Raw genomic sequence first — 24,247 nt, 5'->3', positions numbered from 1 at the left:
AGCGGCTTATGGCCGAAAAAGAGAGATTTTATGCAAAACACTGAAAAATCAAATTGTCGAACGGATAGGCTTTCGTTAAAATAGGAGTGAAAACGTTTATTTAACAAAAGATAGAGAAAGAGATGTCGGGGAAATCTGAAGCCTGGAGGCATGTCATGAGCAAAAAGATATTAGTTGTAGATGATGAGGAATCGATTGTTACCCTTCTAAAATATAACCTTGAACGGTCGGGCTATCATGTGGTGACGGCCATGGACGGAGAGGCCGGCTTATTAAAGGCGATTGAAGAGAAGCCGGATCTGATCGTGCTCGATCTGATGCTCCCAAAAATGGACGGCATTGAAGTATGCAAGGAACTCAGACAGAAGAAGCTGATGTATCCGATTTTGATGCTGACCGCAAAGGATGATGAATTCGATAAAGTGCTCGGTCTCGAGCTGGGTGCCGATGACTATATGACGAAGCCGTTCAGCCCGAGAGAGGTGACGGCAAGGGTCAAAGCGATTTTAAGAAGAACACAGACGCTGTCCGTTCAGCCGGAGGAAACGGAAGAACCGGATGCAGGCGAGCTGATTATAGGCGAACTTAAAATACTGCCTGAACATTATGAGGTTTACTTTCAAAACGAACGCCTCGAGCTAACGCCGAAGGAATTCGAACTCCTTTTATATTTGGGAAGGCATAAAGGGAGGGTGCTGACGAGAGATCTTCTCCTCAATGCTGTCTGGAACTACGACTTTGCAGGCGATACTCGCATCGTCGATGTCCATATCAGCCACCTTCGCGATAAGATCGAAAAAAATACAAAAAAACCGGAATACATTAAAACAATCAGAGGTCTTGGTTACAAAATGGAGGAGCCGAAACTGAATGATTAAATTCCGGACCCGGCTTTTAGCTGCCCTGCTGACGCTTTTGATTCTCGTATTTGCTTCACTCGGTTTTCTGCTCGTTCACTTGTTTCACTCCTCTTACGATGCCAAACTGAGCAGCCATATTGAAAAAGAGGCCGCTTTGGTCGCTTCATTGGCAAATCGTGAAAACATGAAGTCTTCGGAGCAAGGAGCCATTTTAGAGAAGGCAAGCCGTGAACTGGACAGTCATGTATCGCTGGTTGATACAAAAGGTCAGGTTCTTTTTCATTTTGGGGGCCGCGCCGAAGATCAGTCCGTTATCAAAGAAGCGCTTGAGTCGGATTTAAACGGTGAAGGAGGAGGCTTCAGAATCAACCCTGATAACGAGTCCGTTTACCGTTACGTTCAGCCCCTGAAAGAAGACGGGAATGTGAAAGGATATATTCTGATCAGCGCTCCTGCCGATTCACTGCAAGACATCAATCAAAAGATCTGGATTCTCCTCGGCGTGAGCCTTGGAACGGCCTTTTTAATCATCGCCGGGCTTGGGGCGAGAATTACCTCTCAATATACGAATCCGATTGAGTCTGCGACACAAGTGGCGATTGAGCTTGCCAAAGGAAACTATAAAGCAAGGACATTCAACGAAGATGAAACGATGCTGAGCCAGTCCATCAATATGCTGGCGCAGAACCTGCAGGACATGACAAGAGCCCAGGAAATGCAGCGCGACCGTCTGCAAACCGTCATTGAAAATATCGATTCCGGTCTGATTTTAATCGACGGAAAGGGTTATATTCACCTTGTGAACCGCGCTTATCAAAAGCAATTTCACGTAGAAGCCGATCAGCTTCTTTACCATTTCTATCACGAAGTGCTCGAACACGAAGAGATCATTAATCTCATTGAAGAAATTTTTATGACGGAAACAAAGGTCCGTAAAATGTTTAAGCTGCCGATCAAAATCGAAAGAAGGTATTTTGAAGTCGACGGGGTTCCGATTATCGGCATCAATGATGAGTGGAAAGGCATTGTTCTCGTTTTCCATGACATGACGGAAAGAAAGCAGCTTGAAGAAATGAGGAAGGACTTTGTCGCCAATGTCTCCCATGAGCTGAAAACACCGATTACGTCAATTAAAGGGTTCACCGAAACGCTTTTGGACGGAGCGATGAATGAACGGGAGACGCTGTTGCAGTTTCTATCGATCATCTTAAAAGAGAGCAGCCGTCTGCAAACCTTGATCCAGGACTTGTTGGATCTGTCGAAAATCGAACAGCAAAACTTCACCCTGAATATTCAAAATTGCAATATCGGTGAAATCCTCGCTGAAATTGAGATGCTTTTGAAGAATAAAGCGGAGGAAAAAGGAATCACCTTGACCCTGGAAAAACCGGATAAGCTGGCCGTTGCTTCCGGAGACCCGCACAGACTAAAGCAGATCTTTTTGAATTTGGTGAACAATGCGCTCACATATACGCCTGAAGACGGAAACGTGACGATTTCGGCTGATGTTCTGGAAGATGCAGTGCAAGTTCAAGTGAAGGATACGGGCATCGGGATCAAGCGGTCCGAAATCCCGAGGATATTCGAACGGTTCTACCGGATCGATAAAGACAGGAGCAGAAATTCAGGAGGAACCGGTCTCGGCCTTGCGATCGTCAAGCATTTAGTCGAGGCCCACGACGGTGAAATCGACGTCGAAAGCGAGCGGGGAAAAGGCACCGAATTCACGGTCCGCTTAAAACGCGCATCCGAGTAGCTTCATTTAGCAAACTTTACAAAGGCTTAACAACTTTTATATACATGGTTAAAACTTGGCTGATAGGATCATTAGTGAACCCCTTCATCCAAGGAGCCATATGGACGGACGCGATCAACAGCGCGTCCCTTTTTTTATTTTCTGCAAAATCACTCTCATTTTCCTTTCAAAATGAACTTTGCTAAAATAAAATAAGCAAATATGATCACGAAGTTGAATGGAAGCTGACGAATCGGCTCCTTAGGAGGATAAAGATGACTGAAAGAAAAAAATTAGTATTGGTTGACGGAAACAGCCTGGCTTACCGTGCGTTTTTCGCTCTGCCTCTTCTCAGCAATGAAAAAGGGATACATACAAACGCTGTGTACGGATTTACCACGATCTTAATGAAGATGCTTGAAGAAGAAAAACCGACCCACATGCTCGTTGCTTTTGATGCGGGGAAAACGACATTCAGGCATAAAACGTTTAAAGAATATAAAGGCGGCAGACAAAAAACGCCGCCCGAGCTGTCCGAGCAGCTGCCGTTTATCCGCGAGCTCCTCGATGCCTATCAAATCTCAAGGTATGAGCTTGAAAACTATGAGGCCGATGACATTATCGGCACCCTTGCCAAATCAGCGGAAAAAGACGGATTTGAAGTGAAGATTTTTTCCGGCGACAAGGACCTGACACAGTTGGCTACAGAAGGAACAACGGTCGCCATCACGAAAAAGGGCATTACAGATGTCGAATACTATACGCCTGAACATGTCCGGGAAAAATACGGACTTACCCCTGAACAGATCATTGATATGAAAGGGCTGATGGGAGACTCATCAGACAATATTCCAGGCGTGCCGGGCGTCGGCGAAAAGACGGCGATCAAGCTTTTGAAACAGTTCCATACAGTAGAGGAGCTGCTGTCGTCAATAGACGAAGTTAGCGGGAAAAAGCTGAAAGAAAAGCTTGAAGAATTTAAAGAACAGGCTTTAATGAGCAAAGAGCTTGCGACGATTACGACAGAAGCGCCGCTTGAAGTCACTCTCGATTCCCTCGGATACGAAGGTTTTGACAGGGAAGCGGTCGTCCAGCTTTTTAAAGATCTTGGCTTTAACTCTTTGCTCGAAAGGATTGGCGAAGAGCCGGGAGAAAAAGAAGAAGAACAGTTTGAAGAGCTCAACGTCAAGATCAAGACAGACATCACAGATGACTTGTTTGCGTCACCGGCTTCACTCGTTGTCGAACAGCTCGGCGACAATTATCACGAGGCGCCGATCCTCGGATTTTCGATCGTCAACGAACACGGCGCTTTTTTCATTCCGGAAGAGACGGCTGTTCAGTCGGACCGTTTTAAAGAATGGGCCGAAGATGAGTCGAAAAAGAAATGGGTGTTTGATGCAAAACGCGCGGCGGTCGCTTTGCGCTGGCGGGGCATCGAACTGAAAGGCGCAGAATTTGACGTTCTCCTTGCGGCCTATATCATCAATCCGGGACACTCCTACGATGATGTGGCAAGCGTTGCGAAAGAACATCAATTACACATCGTTGCAGCAGATGAAGCGGTCTACGGAAAAGGAGCAAAACAGGCGGTGCCGACTGAGAAGGAGCTTGCCGACCATTTAGCCAGAAAAGCGAAGGCGATATCGCTGCTGCGCGAAAAACTCCTTGATGAATTGGAGAAAAACGAGCAGCTCGATCTGTTTGAAGCGCTCGAAATGCCACTCGCTCACATTCTCGGTGAGATGGAATCGATCGGTGTCCAAGTCGATGTCGACAGATTGAAAAAAATGGGTGAGGAACTGTCCGCCAAATTAGCGGAATACGAGAAAAAAATCCACGAGTCAGCAGGTGAAACCTTCAACATCAATTCACCAAAGCAGCTCGGTGTGATTTTGTTTGAAAAGCTCGGGCTGCCTGCCGTCAAAAAAACAAAAACGGGCTATTCGACTTCAGCCGATGTGCTGGAAAAATTGCGCGACAAACACGTCATTATCGAAGATATCCTGCACTACAGACAGATTGGCAAGCTCCAGTCCACATATGTTGAAGGGCTTTTAAAAGTGATCAAAAAAGACAGCCATAAAGTGCATACCCGCTTTAATCAAGCTTTAACACAGACGGGAAGGCTCAGCTCAACCGATCCGAATCTGCAAAATATACCGATCCGCCTTGAGGAAGGCCGCAAGATCCGCCAGGCGTTTGTCCCTTCACAAAAAGGCTGGCTCATATTTGCGGCGGATTACTCCCAGATTGAACTGAGGGTTCTCGCCCATATTTCAAAGGATAAAAATTTGATTGAAGCATTCACGAACGATATGGACGTTCACACGAAAACGGCGATGGATGTTTTTCATGTATCAGAAGAAGAAGTCACCCCTGCGATGAGAAGGCAGGCGAAAGCCGTCAATTTCGGAATTGTCTACGGAATCAGCGACTACGGCTTGTCGCAAAACCTGGGAATTACAAGAAAGGAAGCGGCCGCGTTTATTGAGCGCTATTTCCACAGCTTCCAGGGAGTCAAAGAATATATGGAAGAGACCGTTCAAGAAGCGAAACAGCGGGGCTATGTAACGACTCTTTTAAGCCGGAGGCGGTATATCCCGGAATTGACGAGCCGGAATTTCAATCTGCGCAGCTTTGCCGAACGGACGGCAATGAACACACCGATCCAGGGAAGCGCCGCAGATATCATTAAAAAAGCGATGATCGACATGGCGGACAAGCTGAAAGAAAAAAATCTCCAGGCCAAACTGCTGCTGCAGGTTCATGACGAATTGATTTTTGAAGCGCCTGAAGACGAAATCAAAGTGCTTGAAAAACTGGTTCCTGAAGTAATGGAACATGCATTGGAGCTCGACGTTCCGCTGAAAGTGGACTGCTCTTCAGGGCCTTCATGGTACGATGCAAAATAGAGAAAAGGAAGTGATGATGTGCCGGAATTACCAGAAGTCGAAACGGTCCGGCGCACTCTTACCGGACTTGTAAGAGGGAAAACGATCGATGCGGTTGAGATTAGATGGACAAATATCATTAAACGGCCGGCGGAGCCAGAGGAATTCGCAAGGCTCCTGACCGGTCAGACGATTCAGTCGATCGGAAGAAGGGGAAAATTCCTGTTGTTTCATCTTGATGACTGTGTCATGGTTTCCCATTTGAGAATGGAAGGAAAGTACGGGCTTCATCAAAACGATGAACCGCTTGATAAACATGTGCACGTCATTTTCAGGTTCACGGACGGCAGCGAGCTGCGCTACCGGGATGTCAGAAAGTTCGGCACGATGCATTTGTTTAAGCCGGGAGAGGAACTGACGGAGCTGCCTCTCAGGCAGCTCGGCCCCGAGCCTTTCAACAGCGAATTTACAGCAGGTTATTTAAGAGAGCGCCTGAAGAAAACAAACCGCTCGGTGAAAACCGCACTGCTCGATCAGCGGACAGTGGTCGGACTGGGCAATATTTATGTCGACGAAGCTTTGTTCAGAGCCGGTATCCATCCCGAGACAACAGCGAACAAGCTCACAAAAAAACAGACGGTTCTTCTCCATGAAGAGATCGTTCAAACGTTAAAGGAAGCTGTTGAAGCAGGAGGAAGCACAGTCAGATCTTACATCAATTCACAAGGTGAAATCGGCATGTTCCAGCTCAAACTTTTCGTTTACGGCCGGAAAGATGAACCTTGTAAAAAGTGCGGATCTCCAATTGAAAAAACAGTCGTTGGCGGAAGGGGCACGCATTTTTGCATAAAGTGCCAGAAAAAATGACAATCGCATAAAGGGACAAAAGCAAGCCGTATCATGGTTCAAGCTGTCGGTGCATACGCTCCATATAGCTGTTAAAAGCAAGCTTTAAGGTGTGATGTTTCTTTTTCAGGTGAACAACACACGGATGGTTTTCTTCTTTCATATATATAAGAAGCCTAGAAAGCTGCCTTTAGGCTGCATGACTTACACTGCTCGCATCAACAGAAAGGAAGAGCCTGATATGATGTTTGCATCTTTCTTGCTGCTGGCATTTGCCGTCAGCTTGGACAGTTTTTCAGTCGGATTTACTTACGGATTGCGAAAGCTGAAAATCCCATTTAAAGCGATTTTGATTATTGCTTTTTGTTCTGGTGCCGTGATGTATATTGCCATGATGATCGGAACCCTTTTGGCGAAATTCCTGCCCGTTGTCGTAACAGAAAGGCTCGGAGCCGTCATATTGATGGGGATCGGCGCATGGGTGCTGTATCAGTTTTTCAGGCCGGAGAAAGAACAGGATCTCGTCTTCTCTGAAAAAACGCTCATTAACCTTGAATTGAAATCGCTCGGAATCGTGATACACATTTTAAGAAAACCGACAAGCGCCGACATTGATAAATCAGGAATCATTACCGGTATAGAAGCTTTCCTTCTCGGTTTCGCCCTCTCTATTGACGCGTTCGGCGCAGGGATCGGCGCGGCCGCGCTCGGCTTTCCCCCTGTACCGATGAGCATTACGGTAGGCATCATGAGCTCATTGTTCGTATTTTGCGGAATACAGGCAGGCCGATTTTTATCGAAATGGAACTGGATGGATAAACTAACCTTTCTTCCCGGTATATTGCTGATTATGATCGGCATCTGGAAACTGTAAGAAGGAGGTGCAGGCCTTTGACATTGGTCATCGGATTAACCGGAGGGATTGCCAGCGGCAAAAGTACTGTCGCGCAAATGTTCCAGCAGTGCGGCATCACGGTCGTCGATGCGGACGTGATCGCAAAAGAGGCGGTTGAACAAGGGATGCCCGCTTATCAGAAAATCGCTGAGACATTTGGTCAAGGCGTGCTGCTTGAAACAGGCGATATCGACCGGAGAAAACTTGGAGAAATTGTTTTTGCTAACGAAGAAAAGAGGCTGCAGTTAAATGCGATCGTCCATCCCGAAGTGAGAAAAATGATGATCAAGCAGCGCGACGAAGCCATCCGGGCCGGTGAACGGTTTGTTGTTCTTGATATTCCGCTTTTGTACGAAAGCGGGCTTGAACATTTGACAGATAAAGTGATCGTTGTCTGGGTGCCGCTGGAGCTTCAGCTTGAGCGGCTGATGAAAAGAAACCAGCTCAATGAAGACGAGGCGCTGAACAGAATTCACACCCAGCATTCTCTAGACGAAAAAAAGAAAAGGGCAGACGCGGTCATCGATAACAGCGGAAGTTTGAAAGATACAGAAGCGCAGCTTCATCAGCTGCTTGATACATGGTCAAATACTGAAAAGTGAGCGCAATGTCGCGCTCACTTTTTTTATTAGTCATTTTTAAACTGGCTGTAATTTGCATAATACAGAGCGGTGCGTTGTGCACCTGCATACCGTTCGGCGAAAGCTTTGGCATTGCCGGCCTTCATCGTCCGATAGCTGTAGTTGGATGAAGGTCTCCAGCTTGTCTCAGGCGATTTCTGCCCCTTTATCGCCGGATATGACCCGACATCTTTAAACGCGCCGTCTCCATAATCATCCAGTATGCCTTTCTCGTTGCCCGTGCCGAAGTAATTGGCTTCAGAATATATTTTCGCCAATGTCGTAATCGTGAAGCCAAGATGGTAATTGTTAATATAATTGTTTTTCGCGTGAAAATAGCCGTAACGCATCAACCCTGGCGCCCTGACGTAGAGATTCTCAAAGTGATTGTGGCTGATCGTCATCCGCGGATATCCATTATATATACTGTGGTATTGCTTGTCATCTTGAGGCCAGCCGAGAATCAGGCCGTACCTGTGGTCTGTGAATGTGCTCTGAGACAGTGTAATGTAATCAGCTTTAGCGCCGACGTATAACAGCTTGTCAAGATCGTGGCCGTTTGCCGAATAGCTGTGGCCTTGGAATGTGACATGGTCAATCCAGTAGTTTCTCGAATCGGTAATATAAACAGGGATGTCATTGTTTTCATTTATGGATGCATCATGTGCAATGACCAGATTTTTGAAAATCACGTTGCCAGAGTCAGCTTTTGTTTTAAAGTAAACGTTGTTCAGCTTATGTTTTTCATACGAGCCGATGATTGTTTTATTGGCGCCAACCGTTAATACCGTTTTGGCTGAAGCGCCGATATTGCTGGAGACAACAATGGTGCGGGGCGTTGAATCTTCAATATTGGCCTTCAGTTCGCTCAGGTTATTGACATAGACGACTTTTCCAAGCAGGCCGCCGCTTGTGCCTGTTTTCTGCTTGCCGTTCGTTTCCTTTGCATAGCCGGCGAAACCTTCGAGCCCGTCGCTTGGAAGCTTCCACTTTTGGAGGGAGCTGCCGGTATATTTGGCAAGCTTCACTCCGCTGCCGTCCAGTGTCAGTGCAAGGCTGTTGTTTTGTGCACTGACGATTTTATACGTGATAAAATCTCCGTTTCCGTCTTTGTCAGCCCCGATGATTTTCCACAACTCTTCCTTCCGTGAATTGTCATAGTAGACCACAGCCGGATTATTGTCTGACAGTGCGTAATGGGCAGGGATGATAATTTTACCGCTATCCATATTTCTGATCTTGAATTGTTTGCCGTCAGACGTATCCAGCCTCCATCTTTCTTCTTTTTCCCCGCTCGTCTGTTTTGTTGTTAGCGGTGCGTTGTCTTGATTCCCGGCGGGCGTAATGTTTAAGCCTGATGAGCTTTCCAGCCTGATCATCTGTTTCGGATAATCTTCGTTTGCCGCAGAAGCAGCGACTGTACCTAATAAAAAATAAATGCCGGCCGCAGCCAAAAAAGTAAAGATAAAAGATGCGTTTTTGATCAGTTTCATGGTTGTCCTTCCTTGAAGACATGCCTTCTGTTGTGTGAAAATTTAGCGCTGTTGCAAATTGTAGCACTAAAGATGTATTTGAAATATATGCTTCAGGGAGGATTTTTTTTAGTCTTTTGTTCACGATTTCACAAAAGTGCGTAAATTTGCTGTAAAAGAAATAAATGGTATGGCTAATTAAAAATAATGTGTTATACTTATTTTGAATAAATCATGATGTGGAATGACATAAAATAAGGGGTGCATATTTGATGAAAGTGAAAGTTGCGATAAACGGATTCGGCCGAATCGGCAGAATGGTGTTTAGAAAAGCGATGCTTGATGAACAGATTGACATTGCGGTGATCAATGCGAGCTACCCTCCGGAAACGCTCGCTCATTTAATAAAGTATGACACAAATCACGGCCGTTATGAGCTTGATGTAAAGGCTGGAGACGACTGTCTGTTCGTTAACGGTAAAAAGGTCATGCTGACCAATCAGAGGGACCCGAAGCTTCTTCCGTGGGCACAATATGGGATCGACATCGTCGTAGAAGCGACGGGAAAATTTAACTCGAAGGAAAAAGCGGAAGCCCATATTGAAGCCGGCGCGAAAAAAGTTATTTTGACAGCGCCGGGCAAAAATGAAGACATCACAATCGTGATGGGCGTCAACGAACGCGAATTTGATGCGGAGTGTCATACAATTATTTCAAACGCTTCCTGTACGACGAATTGTCTCGCTCCTGTCGCAAAAGTGCTTGATGATGCATTTGGCATTGAAAACGGCCTGGTGACAACCGTTCACGCTTTTACAAATGATCAAAAAAATATTGATAATCCGCACAAAGACTTGAGAAGGGCACGCGCCTGCGGGTCTTCGATCATTCCGACAACGACAGGCGCCGCGAAAGCGCTGTCACTTGTCATGCCCCATTTAAAAGGAAGAATGCACGGCCTGGCCCTGCGCGTTCCTGTTTCAAATGTGTCACTCGTTGACCTTGTGGCTGATTTAAAAAGCGATGTGACGGCAGAGGATATTAATGAGGCGTTCCGAATGGCGGCCGCAGGCTCTATGTCCGGGATCATCGATGTATGCGATGAACCGCTCGTCTCATCCGATTTTAATACGAATCCATACTCGGCGGTGATCGACAGCCTTTCAACAATGGTGCTTGAAAACAGAAAGGTGAAAGTGCTCGCATGGTATGACAATGAATGGGGATATTCGTGCAGGGTTGTCGATTTGATCAGATATGCGGCTTCAAGAATGAAACACCCTTCAACTGTATAAAATAAGAGCATGGACGGATAAAAAAATAAATACCCCTTAACCATCAATTGATAAAACCGCCTTGCAAAAAATATTCAAACAAAGTATACTATTTTTCGTGAACTTCTAGTTCGTGAGCGCTTCGGCATTACTTAAAGGGTTAGGACCTCTCCGGACTAACTTTCCCCCGTGGTAATTGACCGGTTCAGTTGCTTGGAAATTCACTTTTTTAATTCTTGTTAAGGGGGGTCCATGCTATGGAAACAATGGGGCGTCACGTTATCTCCGAACTGTGGGGATGCGATTTTGATAAGCTGAATGACATGGATTTTATTGAAAAAACGTTTGTAAATGCGGCACTGAAGTCAGGTGCTGAGGTACGTGAGGTAGCCTTTCATAAGTTTGCACCTCAAGGTGTAAGCGGGGTCGTGATTATTTCTGAATCTCACTTGACCATTCACAGTTTTCCTGAACACGGATATGCCAGCATTGATGTTTATACTTGCGGAGATTTAGATCCGAACGTAGCTGCCGATTATATCGCAGAAGAGTTAAGAGCGGAAACAAGAGAGAACATTGAAATACCGAGAGGCATGGGACCTGTTCAGGTGAAACAGGCCAAAGCCAAAGCACAGGCACTTTAATGCCGATAGAGGAGCTGGATGAAAAGCGGACACCGCTTTTAAAATCCGCTCCTTTTTCTTTCCTCCCGCGACAATCCCCGAAACATATTCCCCGGCATTCTCTTGCCCTAATTTGTTTTCCCTTGGAAATCAACCATTTTTTTAATAAAATATAGAGAAGAAAGACAAAGGGGACAGGGGATATGAGTCTTTTTCAAAACATTCAACGGTTTTTTTCTACACACGCCGAAACGTCTGACCGCCATCCTTCGGACGAGCTGAAGAGCCGCTACTATAAAGCGGCGTCAAAAGAAGCGCTCAATGCTGTAAAGGAAGTGCTGGAAGGGCTTGAAGGCTGCAAGGTGACATCGGTGTCGGAAGAAAGAGGAGAAATCAGCGCCGAGGTTAAAAAAACGAGAAAAGCTTTTGTGGTGGCGACAGTCGTTTCGATTCGCCCTTTTGATACAGCAGTGGATTTTAATGTGTCAACGGAAACGTTTTTGCCGACCGATTTTGGCTACAGCCGCGGGCTTGTCTCGACGCTATACAGCGAACTGGACGGAAAGCTGCAGGAATCTGTACATTCAAACAATTGAATAGGGAGCTGAAAAAATGAAATGTCCAGCATGTCAGCATAACGGGACGAGGGTTTTGGACTCCCGTCCCGTTGACGAAAGCAGATCGATTCGCAGAAGACGCGAATGCGAATCGTGCAATTATCGATTTACTACATTTGAAAAAGTGGAAGAAATTCCGCTCATCGTCGTAAAAAAAGAAGGGATCCGGGAAGAATTTAGCCGAGAGAAGATGCTCCGCGGCTTGATCAAAGCGTGCGAAAAGCGCCCTGTCGCCTTAAAGCAGCTTGAGGATATTTGCTTTGAAATTGAAAAAGAGCTTAGAAATCAAGGCGTTGCTGAAGTGAAAAGCGACATGATCGGAGAAATGGTGATGGACAGGCTTGCAAAAATCGACGAAGTCGCATATGTCCGGTTTGCTTCAGTATACCGCCAATTTAAAGATATTAACGTATTTATCGACGAGCTGAAAGACTTAATAAAGAAGGAACGGTAAAGAGCTGTCAATTGATCCAGCTCTTTTCTCATGATAAAAACACAGTCGTGTGACATGAAGGCCTGAAAAAGGTGTAAAATGAGGACAAGAAACAAAGTGGAAGGTTGACAAAAGATATGAGTAATTATTGGAAAGATTTGCTTCCTGTCGATCCGTACGTTGTCAAAAGCTACGGATTGCTGCAGGACTTGGACCGGCAAATTGTCACGCTATTGTATCAGCCTTTAATCGGCTCTTTTTCGTTCAGCTTGTTTCTCACGCTGTGGGGAGAGCTGGAGCAAAACAGAGTCTGGGGAAAAAGCTCGACTCACAGACAGCTGATGGCGGCGATGCAGACCAACCTGAAGACGATTCACTCAGAAAAGGAAAAGCTTGAGGGGATCGGACTGTTGAAAACTTATATGAAAGAAACGGAACACGAACGTTTGTTTATATATGAATTGATTCCGCCGCTCAGACCGGACGAGTTCTTTCAGGACGGCATGCTGAATGTCTTCTTGTACAACCGTGTCGGAAAAGCGAGGTTTCAGCAGCTGAAAGAATACTTCTCCCACCCGTCTGTCCCTGAAGAAGCACAGGATATCACCCGTTCTTTCAACGAAGTTTTTGCATCTGTCCAGCCGAGCGAATGGAAGATGTCTGACGATATGATCGAAGCGATGGAGCTTCGCGAAGATCATGAATGGATGAAAGAAGGGACCAGCAAACCGGCAGCAGTTACAGACGACGCCTTTGACTTTCAACTGTTTCTCGCCGGTTTATCTGACACGCTTATCCCGAGAAAAGCGCTGACAGATCAAGTGAAGGAAACGATTAAAAAATTGGCCTTTGTTTACGGTATCGAACCGCTTCAGATGCAAAACGTCGTCATGTCAGCCGTTGACGAACACGATACGATTACGACAGAAGCGCTCAGAAAAGCGGCGAGCGACTGGTATCAGATCGAGCGCAGCGGCCCGCTTCCGGAACTCGTCGACAAAGTGCAGCCGATGAATCTCCGCGAACAGCCGAATCAACAGGCCTCAACAAATGCCAAGGAAGACAATTTGATCGCTTTGCTTGAGCAGGTATCGCCAAGAAAGCTGCTGCAGGATATCGGCGGCGGAGCGGAACCATCCAAAGCCGATCTGAAAATTATAGAAGAAATGATGCTTGACCAAAAATTAGAGCCCGGCGTCATCAATGTTCTGATTTATTATGTCATGCTGAAAACCGATATGAAGCTTTCGAAAAATTACACCCAAAAAATCGCTTCTCACTGGGCCAGAAAAAACGTTCGCACGGTTAGAGAGGCCATGAAGCTTGCGAAAGAAGAAAACCGTCAATATCTTGAATGGGCGGAAGGGAAGAAAAAACCTTCCCGGAACAAGAAAGTCATCAGGGAAGAAAAGCTGCCTGATTGGCTTCGGGAAAGTGATGAAGCTGACAGCAAACCGCTGGAAACAGAGCCGGCAGGTTCTGCAAATAGAGAAGGCTTTGACCAGCAGAAACAGAAGCTGCTCGAAGAAGTAAAAAAACTGAAAAACCATTCCGCTCTTTAATGTGAGGTGACAAGATGATGGAGCCGATTAAACGCGCTTTACAAGGCGTGACGACGAGACCCGATTTTCAAAAACGCCTTGAAGATATGAAAGAAAAAGTGCTCTCTGACAAGGACGTTCAGGAGTTTTTAAACAGCCGTCAGTCAGAAGTGGATCAAGGGATGATCGACAGGAGCCTAAACAAGCTTTATGAATTTACACAGCAAAGCAAAGCATGCCAAGACTGCCCGAGTCTGAATGAATGCAAAAACCTGATTCAAGGTTATCATCCAAAGCTTGTGCTGAACGGAAAAACGATCGATGTTCAATATGATAAGTGTCCGGAAAAAAAGAAAGCGGACGAGAGGGAAAGACAGCGGTCGCTGATTAAAAGCATCTATATTCAACAGGATCTCTTGGATGCTACGTTTGCCGATATTGACGGAGATGACCCGAGCAGATTGAAGGTCCTTCAGCTTGTGACGGGATTCTTGCATGACTATAACGAAACGGGAAAGGGAAAAGGCATTTACGTCTACGGGAAGTTCGGGGTCGGAAAGACCTTTATGCTGGCCGCCATTGCCAATGAGCTTGCCGCAAAGGATCATCCATCCATTCTCGTCTATGTCCCTGAATTTGTCAGGGAACTGAAAAATGCGATACATGATCAGTCGCTTGAGGAGAAGCTTGATATGGTCAAGTCTACGCCGATTCTGATGCTCGATGATATCGGTGCGGAATCCATGTCAAGCTGGGTGAGGGATGAGGTGCTCGGCGCCATCCTTCAGCACAGAATGTCCCAGCAGCTGCCGACGTTTTTCTCTTCAAACTTTGACCCTGATGAACTGAAACACCATTTCACCTATTCGCAAAGGGGCGAAAAAGAAGAAGTAAAAGCGGCAAGGCTGATGGAAAGGGTGCTGTATTTAGCGACGCCTGTCCGGCTGGACGGGAAAAACCGGCGTCAGTAATCACATGACCCCGAGCTTCAATCACGGAGATGAAGAAGATGCGAAAAAGAACCTTGGCCAAATGGGCGGCTATCGCCGTAATCGCGGCGGCCGGACTATGGCTGAATGCGAAATACCTGAATCTGAGCCCCGCTCATATAAGAGAAGGCGTCTTATCCTTCGGGATTTTCGCCCCGCTGATCTATATCGGATTATTGATGATCCGGCCGTTTTTACTGCTTCCTGCTTCCGTTTTCGCCGTCAGCGGCGGCCTAGCATTCGGTCCGCTGTTTGGCTCTTTGTATTCTTTTATCGGTGCGGCAGGCGGTGCGTTTTTATCATTCGCTGTTGCATACAGGCTCGGCGGAAACTTTCAGCACATGCCGCTGAAGCTTGACAGCCTGCGGGCGCTTTTGCGGAAAAACGGCTTTTTCTGCATTCTGCTCTTGAGGCTGGCGCCGATACATTTTGACGCGGTCAGCTATGCGGCAGGCGTTTCCAAAGTGAAGCCTCTGTCGTTTGCCCTGGCGACGGCCGCGGGTATCATTCCGGGCACCATTATTTTAAATGTGCTCGGGTCAAGCCTCTTGACCGGCGACATCATAGCGATTGCGGTTACAGCCGCAATTTACTTGATATTCATTACCGTGCCTCTTTTGTTCAGAAAAAAAGTGCAGGCGCTCCTCGATTAAGGGCTCATCCTTTTTTTACGTCTATTTTATTTGTCACCCCCATATACATGTATCAGATGTTGTTAGGGGGGACAAACATGCTTGAAATTACATTTGAAGATGATTATGATACAGCCGCGTTTTTGCATCTCCTTCGCAATGCGGATGCGAACAGGCATATCAAGATTCACGAAGCGCCAGGGAAGATCGGAATTGAAAAGACCCATTCCTCTGTCAGTATTCAGGCCTATATTGAGCCGGTTCTGACGAGATTCTTTACAGAATGCAAAGAAGACGAATACATGCTTTCGGTCATTGAAGGCGATTATTACTTTTTGGACCGGGATGAACAGCAGCAGATTCTTCAATTGGCCCACAGCATTATGGAGGGCGAACTTGAAGGGCTTCCTCTCAACAAGGACGACACCCCTCGCGAACATTACATCATTCAGGAGCTCCAAACGATCTGTCTTGAGGAAAACGTCTTTTCCATTCGGTCCTTTATGACGTTTCGTCTCGGGAAGTATTATGAACGCCTCAGGTCTTATGTGGAGGCGGCGATCGACGAGTATAAAATGGAGCAGGAATACCAGACATTCATTCAATCGCTGAGAGACTACGTCATGTCGAAAGAGCCGATGCTTGACCATGTCCACATTGTGCACGACGGTTATTTTGTATTGTGGGAATTAAAGTATATTTCTGAACGGGAACAAAAAAAATACATAGACAGGCGGTTCGTAAGAGAACACCCAATGTATATTGATTCCCATCTCCTGGCTCCGCTCGTATCAATTGCGCCGGAAAAAATAGACCTCTATACGGAAGACCGGGAACACGCCATGGTTCAGACCATTCAAAATATTTTTCAGGAGCGCGTGCGGATTCTTTCGCTTGACGCCTTTCATCCGCGGGAAAACATTTTGGAAGAGCATTCTTGATTTTGCGTGAAAAACGATTTATAATACGATATAAACTTAAAGATATCATGTATTGATAAGGACATGGAAAGATGAACACCGGTTTGACAGAGAGGGAGACCAGGGCTGAAAGTCTCTTATGCCAAGGATCATTTTTTTACCGCCTTTGAACATCAGTTGTGAACGGCAGTTTGTCTAGTAATGACTGACGGGACTTCCCGTTACAGAACCGAAAGCCGAGAGCGTGACGGGTTTTTTGCGCTTTTCGGGAAAAAGGGTGGAACCACGAATTCCGTTTATTAATCCTCGTCCCTTTCTTAGGGGGACGGGGATTTTTTATTTTGTAAAAAAAAGGAGTGACTAGGATGTCAGATATGGTAAAAATCAAATTTCCTGACGGAGCGGTTAAGGAGTTTGCAAAAGCGACGACAACAGAAGATATCGCGGCATCAATCAGTCCCGGCTTAAAGAAAAAAGCGCTGGCGGGGAAATTAAACAGCAAAGAAATCGATCTGCGTGCACCGATCCTTGAGGACGGCGCCATCGAAATCATTACAGAAGGCAGCGAAGAAGCGCTTGAAATCATGCGCCACAGTACTGCACACTTAATGGCCCAGGCGATCAAGCGATTGTATAAAAACGTGAAGCTCGGCGTGGGTCCGGTCATCGAAAACGGCTTCTACTATGATGTGGATCTGGAAGAAGCGCTGACTCCGGAAGATCTTCCGAAGATTGAGAAGGAAATGAAAAAAATCGTCGGGGAAAATCTGCCGATCGTAAGAAAAGAAGTCAGCCGTGAGGAAGCCAGAGCCCGGTTTGCCGAAATCGGCGATGATTTAAAATTGGAACTGCTTGATGCGATTCCGGAAGGCGAAACGGTATCGATTTATGAGCAAGGCGAATTCTTCGATCTATGCCGCGGTGTTCACGTTCCTTCGACAGGCAAAATCAAAGAGTTCAAGCTGCTGAGCCTTGCGGGGGCATACTGGCGCGGAGACAGCAACAACAAGATGCTCCAGCGCATTTACGGTACGGCTTTCTTCAAAAAAGCGGAGCTTGAAGAGCATCTTCACCTCCTTGAGGAAGCAAAAGAACGCGACCACAGAAAGCTCGGCAAAGAACTGAAGCTGTTCGCCAATTCGCAAAAAGTCGGTCAGGGTCTGCCGCTTTGGCTGCCAAAGGGTGCGACCATCAGACGCGTCATTGAGCGCTATATCGTTGACAAAGAGCTTGCGCTTGGCTATGAGCACGTGTATACCCCTGTCCTCGGCAGCAAAGACCTGTATGAAACATCAGGCCATTGGGATCATTATCAAGACGGTATGTTCCCGCCGATGGAGATGGACAATGAAACACTTGTGCTTCGTCCGATGAACTGTCCGCACCATATGATGATTTATAAAAACGACATTCACAGCTACCGTGAACTGCCGATCCGGATCGCCGAGCTCGGAACGATGCACCGCTATGAAATGTCAGGCGCTCTTTCAGGTCTGCAGCGTGTTCGCGGAATGACCCTGAATGATGCTCACATTTTCGTCCGTCCAGATCAAATCAAAGACGAGTTCATTCGAACTGTCCGCCTGATTCAGGATGTATACGAAGACTTCGGACTGGAAGAGTATTCATTCCGCTTGTCCTACCGCGACCCTGAAGATACAGAGAAATATTACGATGACGATGAAATGTGGAACAAAGCGCAATCGATGCTGAAGGAAGCGATGGACGAGATCGGCCATGATTATTACGAAGCTGAAGGGGAAGCGGCGTTCTACGGACCGAAGCTTGACGTTCAAGTCAAAACTGCAATCGGCAAAGAGGAAACACTGTCAACCGTACAGCTGGACTTCCTTCTTCCTGAAAAATTTGACTTGACATATGTCGGTGAAGACGGAAAACCTCATCGTCCGGTCGTCATTCACAGAGGTGTCGTATCGACAATGGAACGCTTTGTCGCTTTCTTAATTGAGGAGCATAAAGGCGCATTGCCGACATGGCTTGCCCCTGTTCAGTTCCAAGTCATCCCTGTATCGCCGTCCGTGCATCTTGACTATGCCAAAAAAGTTCAAGATCGCCTGCAGCGTGAAGGGCTTCGCGTTGAAGTCGATACGCGCGACGAGAAAATCGGCTATAAAATCCGTGAAGCACAGATGCAAAAAATCCCGTACATGCTTGTCGTCGGTGACCAGGAAGTTGAAAACGAAGCCGTCAACGTCCGCAAATACGGAGAGCAAAAATCAGAAACGGTTGCAATTGCAGACTTCATTAAAAAAGCCGTTGCTGAAGCAAAGAAATAAACAAGAAAAAAGCATGATTCCCGCTCGGGAATCATGCTTTTTTGCTTAGCTTGTCCGCTGCTTTTCCGCGGAGGATATCGAACAGTTCGCTTAAATGGCTGATTTCGTGATCAGGTGTAACGTCAGTTTCATTCTTTTTGCCTTTGCGGTTGACCCAGACGGTTTGAATGCCTGCTCTGGAAGCCCCGAGAATGTCGGTGTTCAAGTTGTCTCCGACCATCACGACGTCATCCTTTGTCATGCCGAGGAGGCTGAGGCAGTGTTCAAATATGCTTGGATCAGGCTTTCCTTTTCCGAATGCACCGGAAATGACGATTTCATTAAAATAAGGAGCAAGTTCCGGTACGCCTGCCAATTTTTCTTTCTGCAGGCTCGGGTCGCCGTTTGTCAGCAAAAGAAGTTCTACTTTTCCTTTTAGCTCATCTAAAACGGCAAATGTTTCTTCATACACAAAAGGACTCTTTCGGCGCACTGCCGCAAAATATTCGCCGAGTTCTTCCCCGAAGGCGGGATCGTCGATGCCAAACGCCTTCAATCCGTTTGTCCATGCGTTTTTTCTGTATTCAGGAACAATTTTGTTCAGTTTTTGAAACCCTTCGCTGATCGGCTCGCTGAAGTTTGACCACAGGCCTTCAAATGGGTTGATGCCGATCATGACGGTGTATGGATATGTTTCATAAGACGTGTAAAGCTTTCGCGCTGCTTCGCGGACGGCGGCTTCAAATTCTTCCGCATGGATTCCGTATTTTTCTTCAGCTTTAAGACACGTTTTGGAAAATGCTGTGCTGACGCTTTTTTCATCCCAGAGCAATGTATCGTCTAAATCAAAAAATACGGCTTTCATGATCTTCTCCTCTGCCATTAATTTATAGAATTCTCTCATTTATTTTACAATAGATCAAAAGGATGTGAAAGAAATGAATTTAAGAATGTGATGTAATGCAGTATCAAAGTGTGAAAGCTTCTCGGATATGATAAAATGAAATTCTATTGTTTGGAAAACAAGGGGATTTCTAAGATCCATTATGATCATGATGTTGGCCTATATGCGGGCGGAAGAAGCGGATTCAGTGTAACAAAATGATATAGTTGTAGAAATGGAAGGAATGGTTTTGTGAAAAAACGATGGGTATTTTGGTGGATTTGCAACATATTTTGGATGGCTATTTTTGTAATAGGGGCAGCTGTTGTTTGGCTGAGAGATGTTGATGGTGCAGGTGTTGCTCAAACACCTGAACTTAAATTAATAGCATTTATCGTTTTATTGATTGCATTTATATTGCCATTCATGATTCAAGTTGTGTGGCTGATTGTTAATTTGAAAATGGGAAGTAACAAATAAGCAAACGGCGGCAAACAATTGCTGCCTTTTTTATTTTGTTCATGAAGTGGCTTTGTCTGTTAAAAAGATGTTAAAGCCATGATGTGTCAAAGTGTGAATAATGAGAGGTATGATAGAATAAGAGCAGATTCCGATTCAGAAAGAAAGCAAGGGGAAGTACATGATCCAACTCATGATCATGATGCTGGAGAGAGTGGGGATCATCGTCATTCTGGGCTTTATGTTGGCCCATATGAAGGTGTTCCGTCAGCACCTTCAGCATCCGGAAGGGTATAAGGGAAAGGGAGTTCTCATCTTCATTTTTTCCTTGTTCAGCATCATCAGCAACTATACAGGCATTGAAATCCGGGAACACGAGATTTTGAACAATGATTGGATTTTTGCGATCGACCCGTCAAGCTCGATTGCCAATACGAGAATTCTCGGTGTCGAAATCGGCGGACTGATCGGAGGGCCGTTTGTCGGAGCAGGTGTCGGGCTGCTGTCAGGCATTCACCGTTTTTCACTGGGAGGGACGACGGCTTTGAGCTGTGCGGTTTCTTCACTGCTGGCTGGCGTCATCGCAGGTTATATCGGCAGCTTTTTCAGGAAACGGCACCAGATGGTGACACCGCGGGTAGCCGCTCTTGCGGGTATTTGTATGGAGGGCCTGCAGATGCTTATGATTCTCGTGCTTGCAAAACCGCACGCTGAGGCTCTGGCGCTCGTTCAGATGATCGGCATTCCGATGATGATTGTCAACGGGACGGGTAGCTTTATTTTTCTATCGATCATTCAGTCTATTATCCGCAAAGAGGAACAGGCGCGGGCCGTCCAGACCCATAAGGTATTTTCGATAGCGGATCAGACGCTTCCTTTTTTCCGCCGGGGACTGAATGAGGATTCCTGCAAAAGCGCCGCTCTCATTATTCACCGGATGACGGGGACGGATGCCGTATCGATTACGGACAGAGAGAACATTCTCGCTCATGTCGGAGAAGGAGCCGATCATCATATTCCTTCAAAAAATCTGATTACCGGTTTATCGAAAAAAGTCATTCACACCGGTAAGGTCATGAAAGTGAAGTCGCGCGATGAAATCGAATGTACGCACCGTTCTTGTCCGCTGCAGGCGGCGATCGTACTGCCGCTCTTCTCCAATCGCGAAACGATCGGCACGCTGAAGCTGTATTTTAAGCACCCGTCCGGTCTTAACCGCGTGACGGAAGAACTCGCCGAAGGGCTTGCCATGCTTTTTTCCACCCAGCTTGAGCTCGGTGAAGCGGAGCTGCAAAGCAAGCTCTTGAAAGATGCCGAAATCAAAGCGCTTCAGGCGCAGGTCAATCCGCACTTTTTATTTAATGCCATCCATACGATTTCTGCTCTGTGCAGGACAGATCCGGAAAAAACGCGGAGACTCCTCTTACAGTTGAGCGTTTATTTTCGTTCCAATCTGCAGGGAGCAAGGCAGCTGATGATTCCTCTCTCAAAAGAGCTGAACCACCTGGAAGCCTATTTATCATTGGAGCAGGCCCGATTCCCGGGCAAGTATCATATTGATTTTCATATCGAGGACGGCCTTGAAAGCATGGAAATCCCTCCTTTTATCTTGCAGCTGCTCGTTGAAAACGCGCTTCGCCATGCATTCTCGAGAAAACAAAAGATATGCACGGTAAAAGTATGCGCTGTGAAAGAGCAGGACGGCGTTTTGATGAAAGTGTCAGACAACGGCAGGGGAATTGATCCGGAGATGCTTGGACAGCTGGGACAGGCGCCCGCACCTTCAAAAGAAGGGAATGGGACGGCGCTTTACAATGTGAATCAGCGGCTCACCGGTTTGTTCGGGCACCAGGCTGCCCTGCAGCTTGCCAGCGAACCTGATAAAGGAACAGAGATATCCTTCAAGATTCCTTTTCACACAGAAAGAGAGGGGAACAGAGATGCTCAAGGTATTAATCGTGGATGATGAAATGTTTGCGCGAGACGAGCTGAGATATTTATTAGAGCAGACCGAAGAAGTGGATGCGATCGATGAGGCTGAACATATCGAAGAAGCGTTTGACAAAATGGCGGATCACAAACCCGATATCCTCTTCTTGGATATCGATTTGTCCGGGGAGAACGGTTTTGACATTGCGAAGCGGCTGAAAAAAATGTCGGCTCCTCCGGCTGTCGTTTTTGCGACCGCTTATGATGAATATGCGCTGAAAGCATTTGAAGTGGATGCGATCGATTATTTGACAAAGCCGTTTGATGAGGAGCGAATCAGACAAACGATCCAAAAATATAAAAGGATGCGTCCCGGCCATCAGGAGGGACAGCAGCTTGCGGCTCACCATAGGCTGGCTCTCAGCATCGACGAATCGATCGTTGTGCTCGATCCGGACGAAATCGTATACGCCGGATTAGAAGACGGACACGTCATAGTGAAAACCTTTGATCAGGCCTACACGGTTCACGATACATTAGTCGTACTCGAACAAAAGCTTTCACAGACGGCATTGATCAGAGTGCACAGAAGCTTTCTCGCAAATATGGATCATATTAAAGAGGTCAAACCCTGGTTCAATTCGACATACAACCTCCTGATGAAAGACGGCTCCACGATTCCTGTCAGCCGTACATACGCGAAAGAGCTAAAAAAACGGCTGTATATGGTGTGAAAAATGATCAGCGGCGGTGAAAGACTGACTCGTCATTCACCGCCGTTTTTTAGCTAAACCATGCGCTGGAGCCCGGGTCGTCCCGCTTCAACGGCGAACTTGGCATAAGTTGAGACTGGAGCGCCGGGCCGTGTGATATAAGGAAGAACCTGAAAGTCGGCTTCGAGCTGCCGGGGCGTCAAGCGGCAGCGAACATAGCCGCGCTGCGCATTGTACAGTTTGACATGCGGATTACCGAGCCAGATCGGCGCCAATGAATCGGTTTCACTGCCGTCAGCGTCTGAAGATATCGAAGTTGTGATCAGCTCGGTTCCGATTGTCGCTGAACCAACATCGTCGAAGTCCGCCTTTAAGTCGGCGGCAGCATGTCTGTGAATGTCCCCTGTCAGCACAACGGGGTTTTGGATGCCGTATGCCTTGTAAGCGGAAAAAAGCCTGTCGCGGCAAGCGGGGAAACCGTCCCACTGGTCTGTGCTGTACTCAACTCCAGGGCCTGTGTCGCGGTCGATTTGAGCCAGCACGACTTGCTGGACTAAAAAGTTCCACACCGTGTCAGACCGGCTCAAGCCGTGAAAAAGCCAGCGCTCCTGGTCAAATCCGAGTATGGAACGGGATGGCTCAAGCCGTTCAGCCTCATTTGCCGGAAAATTATTGCGGTACTGCCGGGTGTCCAGAACATTGAATTCTGCCAGGTTTCCATAGCGGAACCGTCTGTACATCAGCATGTCAGGCCCAGTTGGAATCGATGTGCTGCGGATCGGGATATTTTCGTAGAAAGCTTGGTACGCTGCTGCGCGCTGCCGGAGAAAATCGTCCGGAGAAGTGTTGTATTGCGAATGGATACCGGCATAATTGTTTTCGACCTCATGGTCATCCATTGTCACAACCCAGGGAGCCAGCGCATGAATGGCCTGGAGATCCGGATCTGTCTTGAAAAGAGAATATCTGAGTCTGTACTGGCTGAGCGTGACGGTTTTTGCGTTATGGGCAGCGGATAAAGTCACATCGCGGAAAAGATTTTTAGCGTTAATGGCATATTCGTAAATATAGTCTCCGAGGAAAAAAACAACGTCCGGATGGTCTTCGGCCATATGCCGGTAAGCCGTAAAATATCCGTGGTACCAAGCTTGGCACGAGGCGAGGGTGAACGACATTCCCTTGATGTCGGCGTGCGGGGAAGGCGCGGTTTTTGTACGGCCTGTCCGGCTGATTTCCCGGCCCGCTTTAAACCTGTACCAATAATAGCTTCCCGGCTTTAAACCGTGCACTTCAACATGAACGGAGTGGGCGAGCTCAGCGAGCGCAGAGGCCGTCCCGCGTTTCACCACTTTGTGAAAATGTTCATCTTCAGCTACTTCCCATTGTACAGGGACGGCTCTGTCGGGCATTCCCCCTAAACCGTCTTCGGCAAGCGGATCAGGGGCAAGCCTCGTCCAGATGACAAACCCGTCGGGATACGGGTCACCCGAAGCCACTCCAAGTTTGAATGGATAATCTGCAAATCGGGGCGCGCCGGCGGCAATCGAAGCGTCTTCAGGCATCAGGCCGCGTCTTGCCAAAGATGCGAATTCGTCAGCCGGAACAAAGCGGCCTCCTCTTGAATGGTCCATGGGTC

21 protein-coding genes are annotated in these 24,247 nt (G+C 47.0%); 18 read left to right on the top strand and 3 right to left on the bottom strand.

The features are described 5' to 3' along the window. The first annotated feature begins 155 nt into the window (after window positions 1–155). The 6 genes from BTA31_RS16515 to coaE all read left to right on the top strand — a co-directional run bounded on the left by BTA31_RS16515 (window position 156) and on the right by coaE (window position 7,832). The gene (locus BTA31_RS16515; RefSeq protein WP_009329363.1) at window positions 156–878 is read left to right on the top strand and encodes a response regulator transcription factor; all 723 of its coding nucleotides are present in this window, start codon (window positions 156–158) and stop codon (window positions 876–878) included. Next, on the top strand, window positions 871–2,616 hold the full coding sequence (pnpS, locus tag BTA31_RS16510; protein ID WP_076793208.1) for a two-component system histidine kinase PnpS: 1,746 nt from the start codon (window positions 871–873) through the stop codon (window positions 2,614–2,616). The genes BTA31_RS16515 and pnpS overlap by 8 nt, the downstream gene beginning before the upstream one ends. Window positions 2,617–2,870: 254 nt before the next feature. After that, window positions 2,871–5,510: a DNA polymerase I gene (gene polA, locus BTA31_RS16505; RefSeq protein ID WP_076793207.1), complete on the top strand. Its 2,640-nt coding sequence runs from the start codon at window positions 2,871–2,873 to the stop codon at window positions 5,508–5,510. Between the two features lie 18 nt (window positions 5,511–5,528). Beyond that, complete coding sequence (mutM, locus tag BTA31_RS16500; RefSeq protein WP_076793206.1) at window positions 5,529–6,356, top strand: DNA-formamidopyrimidine glycosylase; 828 nt, start codon at window positions 5,529–5,531, stop codon at window positions 6,354–6,356. Window positions 6,357–6,534: 178 nt separating this feature from the next. Next, complete coding sequence (gene ytaF / locus BTA31_RS16495) at window positions 6,535–7,209, top strand: sporulation membrane protein YtaF (RefSeq protein WP_268295685.1); 675 nt, start codon at window positions 6,535–6,537, stop codon at window positions 7,207–7,209. 17 nt (window positions 7,210–7,226) lie between these two features. Beyond that, window positions 7,227–7,832 (top strand): dephospho-CoA kinase, encoded by a 606-nt coding sequence (gene coaE / locus BTA31_RS16490; RefSeq protein WP_076793205.1) that lies wholly within the window; start codon window positions 7,227–7,229, stop codon window positions 7,830–7,832. Window positions 7,833–7,858: 26 nt separating this feature from the next. Here the strand turns inward: coaE and BTA31_RS16485 are convergent, their stop codons facing one another. Continuing rightward, complete coding sequence (locus tag BTA31_RS16485; protein ID WP_239693227.1) at window positions 7,859–9,079, bottom strand: pectate lyase family protein; 1,221 nt, start codon at window positions 9,077–9,079, stop codon at window positions 7,859–7,861. A gap of 515 nt (window positions 9,080–9,594) precedes the next feature. Between BTA31_RS16485 and BTA31_RS16480 the strand changes: the two genes are divergently transcribed. From BTA31_RS16480 to thrS, 9 genes are all read left to right on the top strand, one after another. Continuing rightward, entirely contained in the window at window positions 9,595–10,617 is a 1,023-nt protein-coding gene (locus BTA31_RS16480; protein WP_043926589.1) for a glyceraldehyde-3-phosphate dehydrogenase, read from the top strand. Window positions 10,618–10,853: 236 nt separating this feature from the next. Next, the gene (gene speD / locus BTA31_RS16475) at window positions 10,854–11,240 is read left to right on the top strand and encodes an adenosylmethionine decarboxylase (protein ID WP_003184296.1); all 387 of its coding nucleotides are present in this window, start codon (window positions 10,854–10,856) and stop codon (window positions 11,238–11,240) included. A gap of 182 nt (window positions 11,241–11,422) precedes the next feature. Next, window positions 11,423–11,815, top strand: a complete 393-nt coding sequence (locus BTA31_RS16465) for a hypothetical protein (protein WP_043926590.1) — start codon at window positions 11,423–11,425, stop codon at window positions 11,813–11,815. A gap of 16 nt (window positions 11,816–11,831) precedes the next feature. Beyond that, window positions 11,832–12,290: a transcriptional regulator NrdR gene (gene nrdR / locus BTA31_RS16460; protein ID WP_043926591.1), complete on the top strand. Its 459-nt coding sequence runs from the start codon at window positions 11,832–11,834 to the stop codon at window positions 12,288–12,290. A 116-nt stretch (window positions 12,291–12,406) separates the two neighbouring features. Next, window positions 12,407–13,831, top strand: a complete 1,425-nt coding sequence (gene dnaB / locus BTA31_RS16455) for a replicative helicase loading/DNA remodeling protein DnaB (RefSeq protein ID WP_043926627.1) — start codon at window positions 12,407–12,409, stop codon at window positions 13,829–13,831. A 17-nt stretch (window positions 13,832–13,848) separates the two neighbouring features. Next, on the top strand, window positions 13,849–14,781 hold the full coding sequence (gene dnaI, locus BTA31_RS16450; protein ID WP_043926592.1) for a primosomal protein DnaI: 933 nt from the start codon (window positions 13,849–13,851) through the stop codon (window positions 14,779–14,781). A 38-nt stretch (window positions 14,782–14,819) separates the two neighbouring features. Continuing rightward, the gene (locus tag BTA31_RS16445) at window positions 14,820–15,452 is read left to right on the top strand and encodes a TVP38/TMEM64 family protein (RefSeq protein WP_076793204.1); all 633 of its coding nucleotides are present in this window, start codon (window positions 14,820–14,822) and stop codon (window positions 15,450–15,452) included. Between the two features lie 77 nt (window positions 15,453–15,529). Further along, the gene (gene ytxC, locus BTA31_RS16440; protein WP_043926594.1) at window positions 15,530–16,372 is read left to right on the top strand and encodes a putative sporulation protein YtxC; all 843 of its coding nucleotides are present in this window, start codon (window positions 15,530–15,532) and stop codon (window positions 16,370–16,372) included. 344 nt (window positions 16,373–16,716) lie between these two features. After that, window positions 16,717–18,648, top strand: a complete 1,932-nt coding sequence (gene thrS, locus BTA31_RS16435) for a threonine--tRNA ligase (RefSeq protein ID WP_076793203.1) — start codon at window positions 16,717–16,719, stop codon at window positions 18,646–18,648. Window positions 18,649–18,679: 31 nt separating this feature from the next. Here thrS and BTA31_RS16430 read toward each other — a convergent pair whose 3' ends face one another. Beyond that, window positions 18,680–19,492, bottom strand: coding sequence for an HAD family hydrolase (locus BTA31_RS16430; protein WP_076793202.1), 813 nt, complete (start codon window positions 19,490–19,492; stop codon window positions 18,680–18,682). 270 nt (window positions 19,493–19,762) lie between these two features. Here BTA31_RS16430 and BTA31_RS16425 point away from each other — a divergent pair, with 270 nt between their 5' ends. The 3 genes from BTA31_RS16425 to BTA31_RS16415 all read left to right on the top strand — a co-directional run bounded on the left by BTA31_RS16425 (window position 19,763) and on the right by BTA31_RS16415 (window position 22,632). Further along, on the top strand, window positions 19,763–19,990 hold the full coding sequence (locus BTA31_RS16425) for a DUF3923 family protein (RefSeq protein ID WP_076793201.1): 228 nt from the start codon (window positions 19,763–19,765) through the stop codon (window positions 19,988–19,990). Window positions 19,991–20,150: 160 nt separating this feature from the next. Continuing rightward, window positions 20,151–21,935: a sensor histidine kinase gene (locus BTA31_RS16420; RefSeq protein ID WP_076793200.1), complete on the top strand. Its 1,785-nt coding sequence runs from the start codon at window positions 20,151–20,153 to the stop codon at window positions 21,933–21,935. Then, window positions 21,910–22,632, top strand: a complete 723-nt coding sequence (locus BTA31_RS16415) for a LytR/AlgR family response regulator transcription factor (protein ID WP_076793199.1) — start codon at window positions 21,910–21,912, stop codon at window positions 22,630–22,632. Before BTA31_RS16420 ends, BTA31_RS16415 begins: the two co-directional genes overlap by 26 nt. A gap of 53 nt (window positions 22,633–22,685) precedes the next feature. Here BTA31_RS16415 and BTA31_RS16410 read toward each other — a convergent pair whose 3' ends face one another. Further along, complete coding sequence (locus BTA31_RS16410; RefSeq protein ID WP_043926600.1) at window positions 22,686–24,242, bottom strand: alkaline phosphatase D family protein; 1,557 nt, start codon at window positions 24,240–24,242, stop codon at window positions 22,686–22,688. Between the last annotated feature and the right edge of the window lie 5 nt (window positions 24,243–24,247).

Source organism: Bacillus haynesii (genome assembly GCF_001969855.1).
Classification (GTDB): domain Bacteria; phylum Bacillota; class Bacilli; order Bacillales; family Bacillaceae; genus Bacillus; species Bacillus haynesii.
This window is presented reverse-complemented; position numbering and strand designations above follow the sequence as displayed.

Bases quoted from the DNA above. Each gene is read 5' to 3' on its own strand.
- thrS (WP_076793203.1), top strand. From the start codon at position 16,717: ATGTCAGATATGGTAAAAATCAAATTTCCTGACGGAGCGGTTAAGGAG.
- dnaB (WP_043926627.1), top strand. From the start codon at position 12,407: ATGAGTAATTATTGGAAAGATTTGCTTCCTGTCGATCCGTACGTTGTC.
- nrdR (WP_043926591.1), top strand. From the start codon at position 11,832: ATGAAATGTCCAGCATGTCAGCATAACGGGACGAGGGTTTTGGACTCC.
- ytxC (WP_043926594.1), top strand. From the start codon at position 15,530: ATGCTTGAAATTACATTTGAAGATGATTATGATACAGCCGCGTTTTTG.
- ytaF (WP_268295685.1), top strand. From the start codon at position 6,535: ATGACTTACACTGCTCGCATCAACAGAAAGGAAGAGCCTGATATGATG.
- pnpS (WP_076793208.1), top strand. From the start codon at position 871: ATGATTAAATTCCGGACCCGGCTTTTAGCTGCCCTGCTGACGCTTTTG.
- BTA31_RS16410 (WP_043926600.1), bottom strand. From the start codon at position 24,242: ATGGACCATTCAAGAGGAGGCCGCTTTGTTCCGGCTGACGAATTCGCA.
- BTA31_RS16480 (WP_043926589.1), top strand. From the start codon at position 9,595: ATGAAAGTGAAAGTTGCGATAAACGGATTCGGCCGAATCGGCAGAATG.
- polA (WP_076793207.1), top strand. From the start codon at position 2,871: ATGACTGAAAGAAAAAAATTAGTATTGGTTGACGGAAACAGCCTGGCT.
- BTA31_RS16445 (WP_076793204.1), top strand. From the start codon at position 14,820: ATGCGAAAAAGAACCTTGGCCAAATGGGCGGCTATCGCCGTAATCGCG.
- dnaI (WP_043926592.1), top strand. From the start codon at position 13,849: ATGGAGCCGATTAAACGCGCTTTACAAGGCGTGACGACGAGACCCGAT.
- BTA31_RS16415 (WP_076793199.1), top strand. From the start codon at position 21,910: ATGCTCAAGGTATTAATCGTGGATGATGAAATGTTTGCGCGAGACGAG.
- BTA31_RS16515 (WP_009329363.1), top strand. From the start codon at position 156: ATGAGCAAAAAGATATTAGTTGTAGATGATGAGGAATCGATTGTTACC.
- BTA31_RS16485 (WP_239693227.1), bottom strand. From the start codon at position 9,079: ATGGATAGCGGTAAAATTATCATCCCTGCCCATTACGCACTGTCAGAC.
- BTA31_RS16465 (WP_043926590.1), top strand. From the start codon at position 11,423: ATGAGTCTTTTTCAAAACATTCAACGGTTTTTTTCTACACACGCCGAA.
- speD (WP_003184296.1), top strand. From the start codon at position 10,854: ATGGAAACAATGGGGCGTCACGTTATCTCCGAACTGTGGGGATGCGAT.
- BTA31_RS16430 (WP_076793202.1), bottom strand. From the start codon at position 19,492: ATGAAAGCCGTATTTTTTGATTTAGACGATACATTGCTCTGGGATGAA.
- BTA31_RS16420 (WP_076793200.1), top strand. From the start codon at position 20,151: ATGATCCAACTCATGATCATGATGCTGGAGAGAGTGGGGATCATCGTC.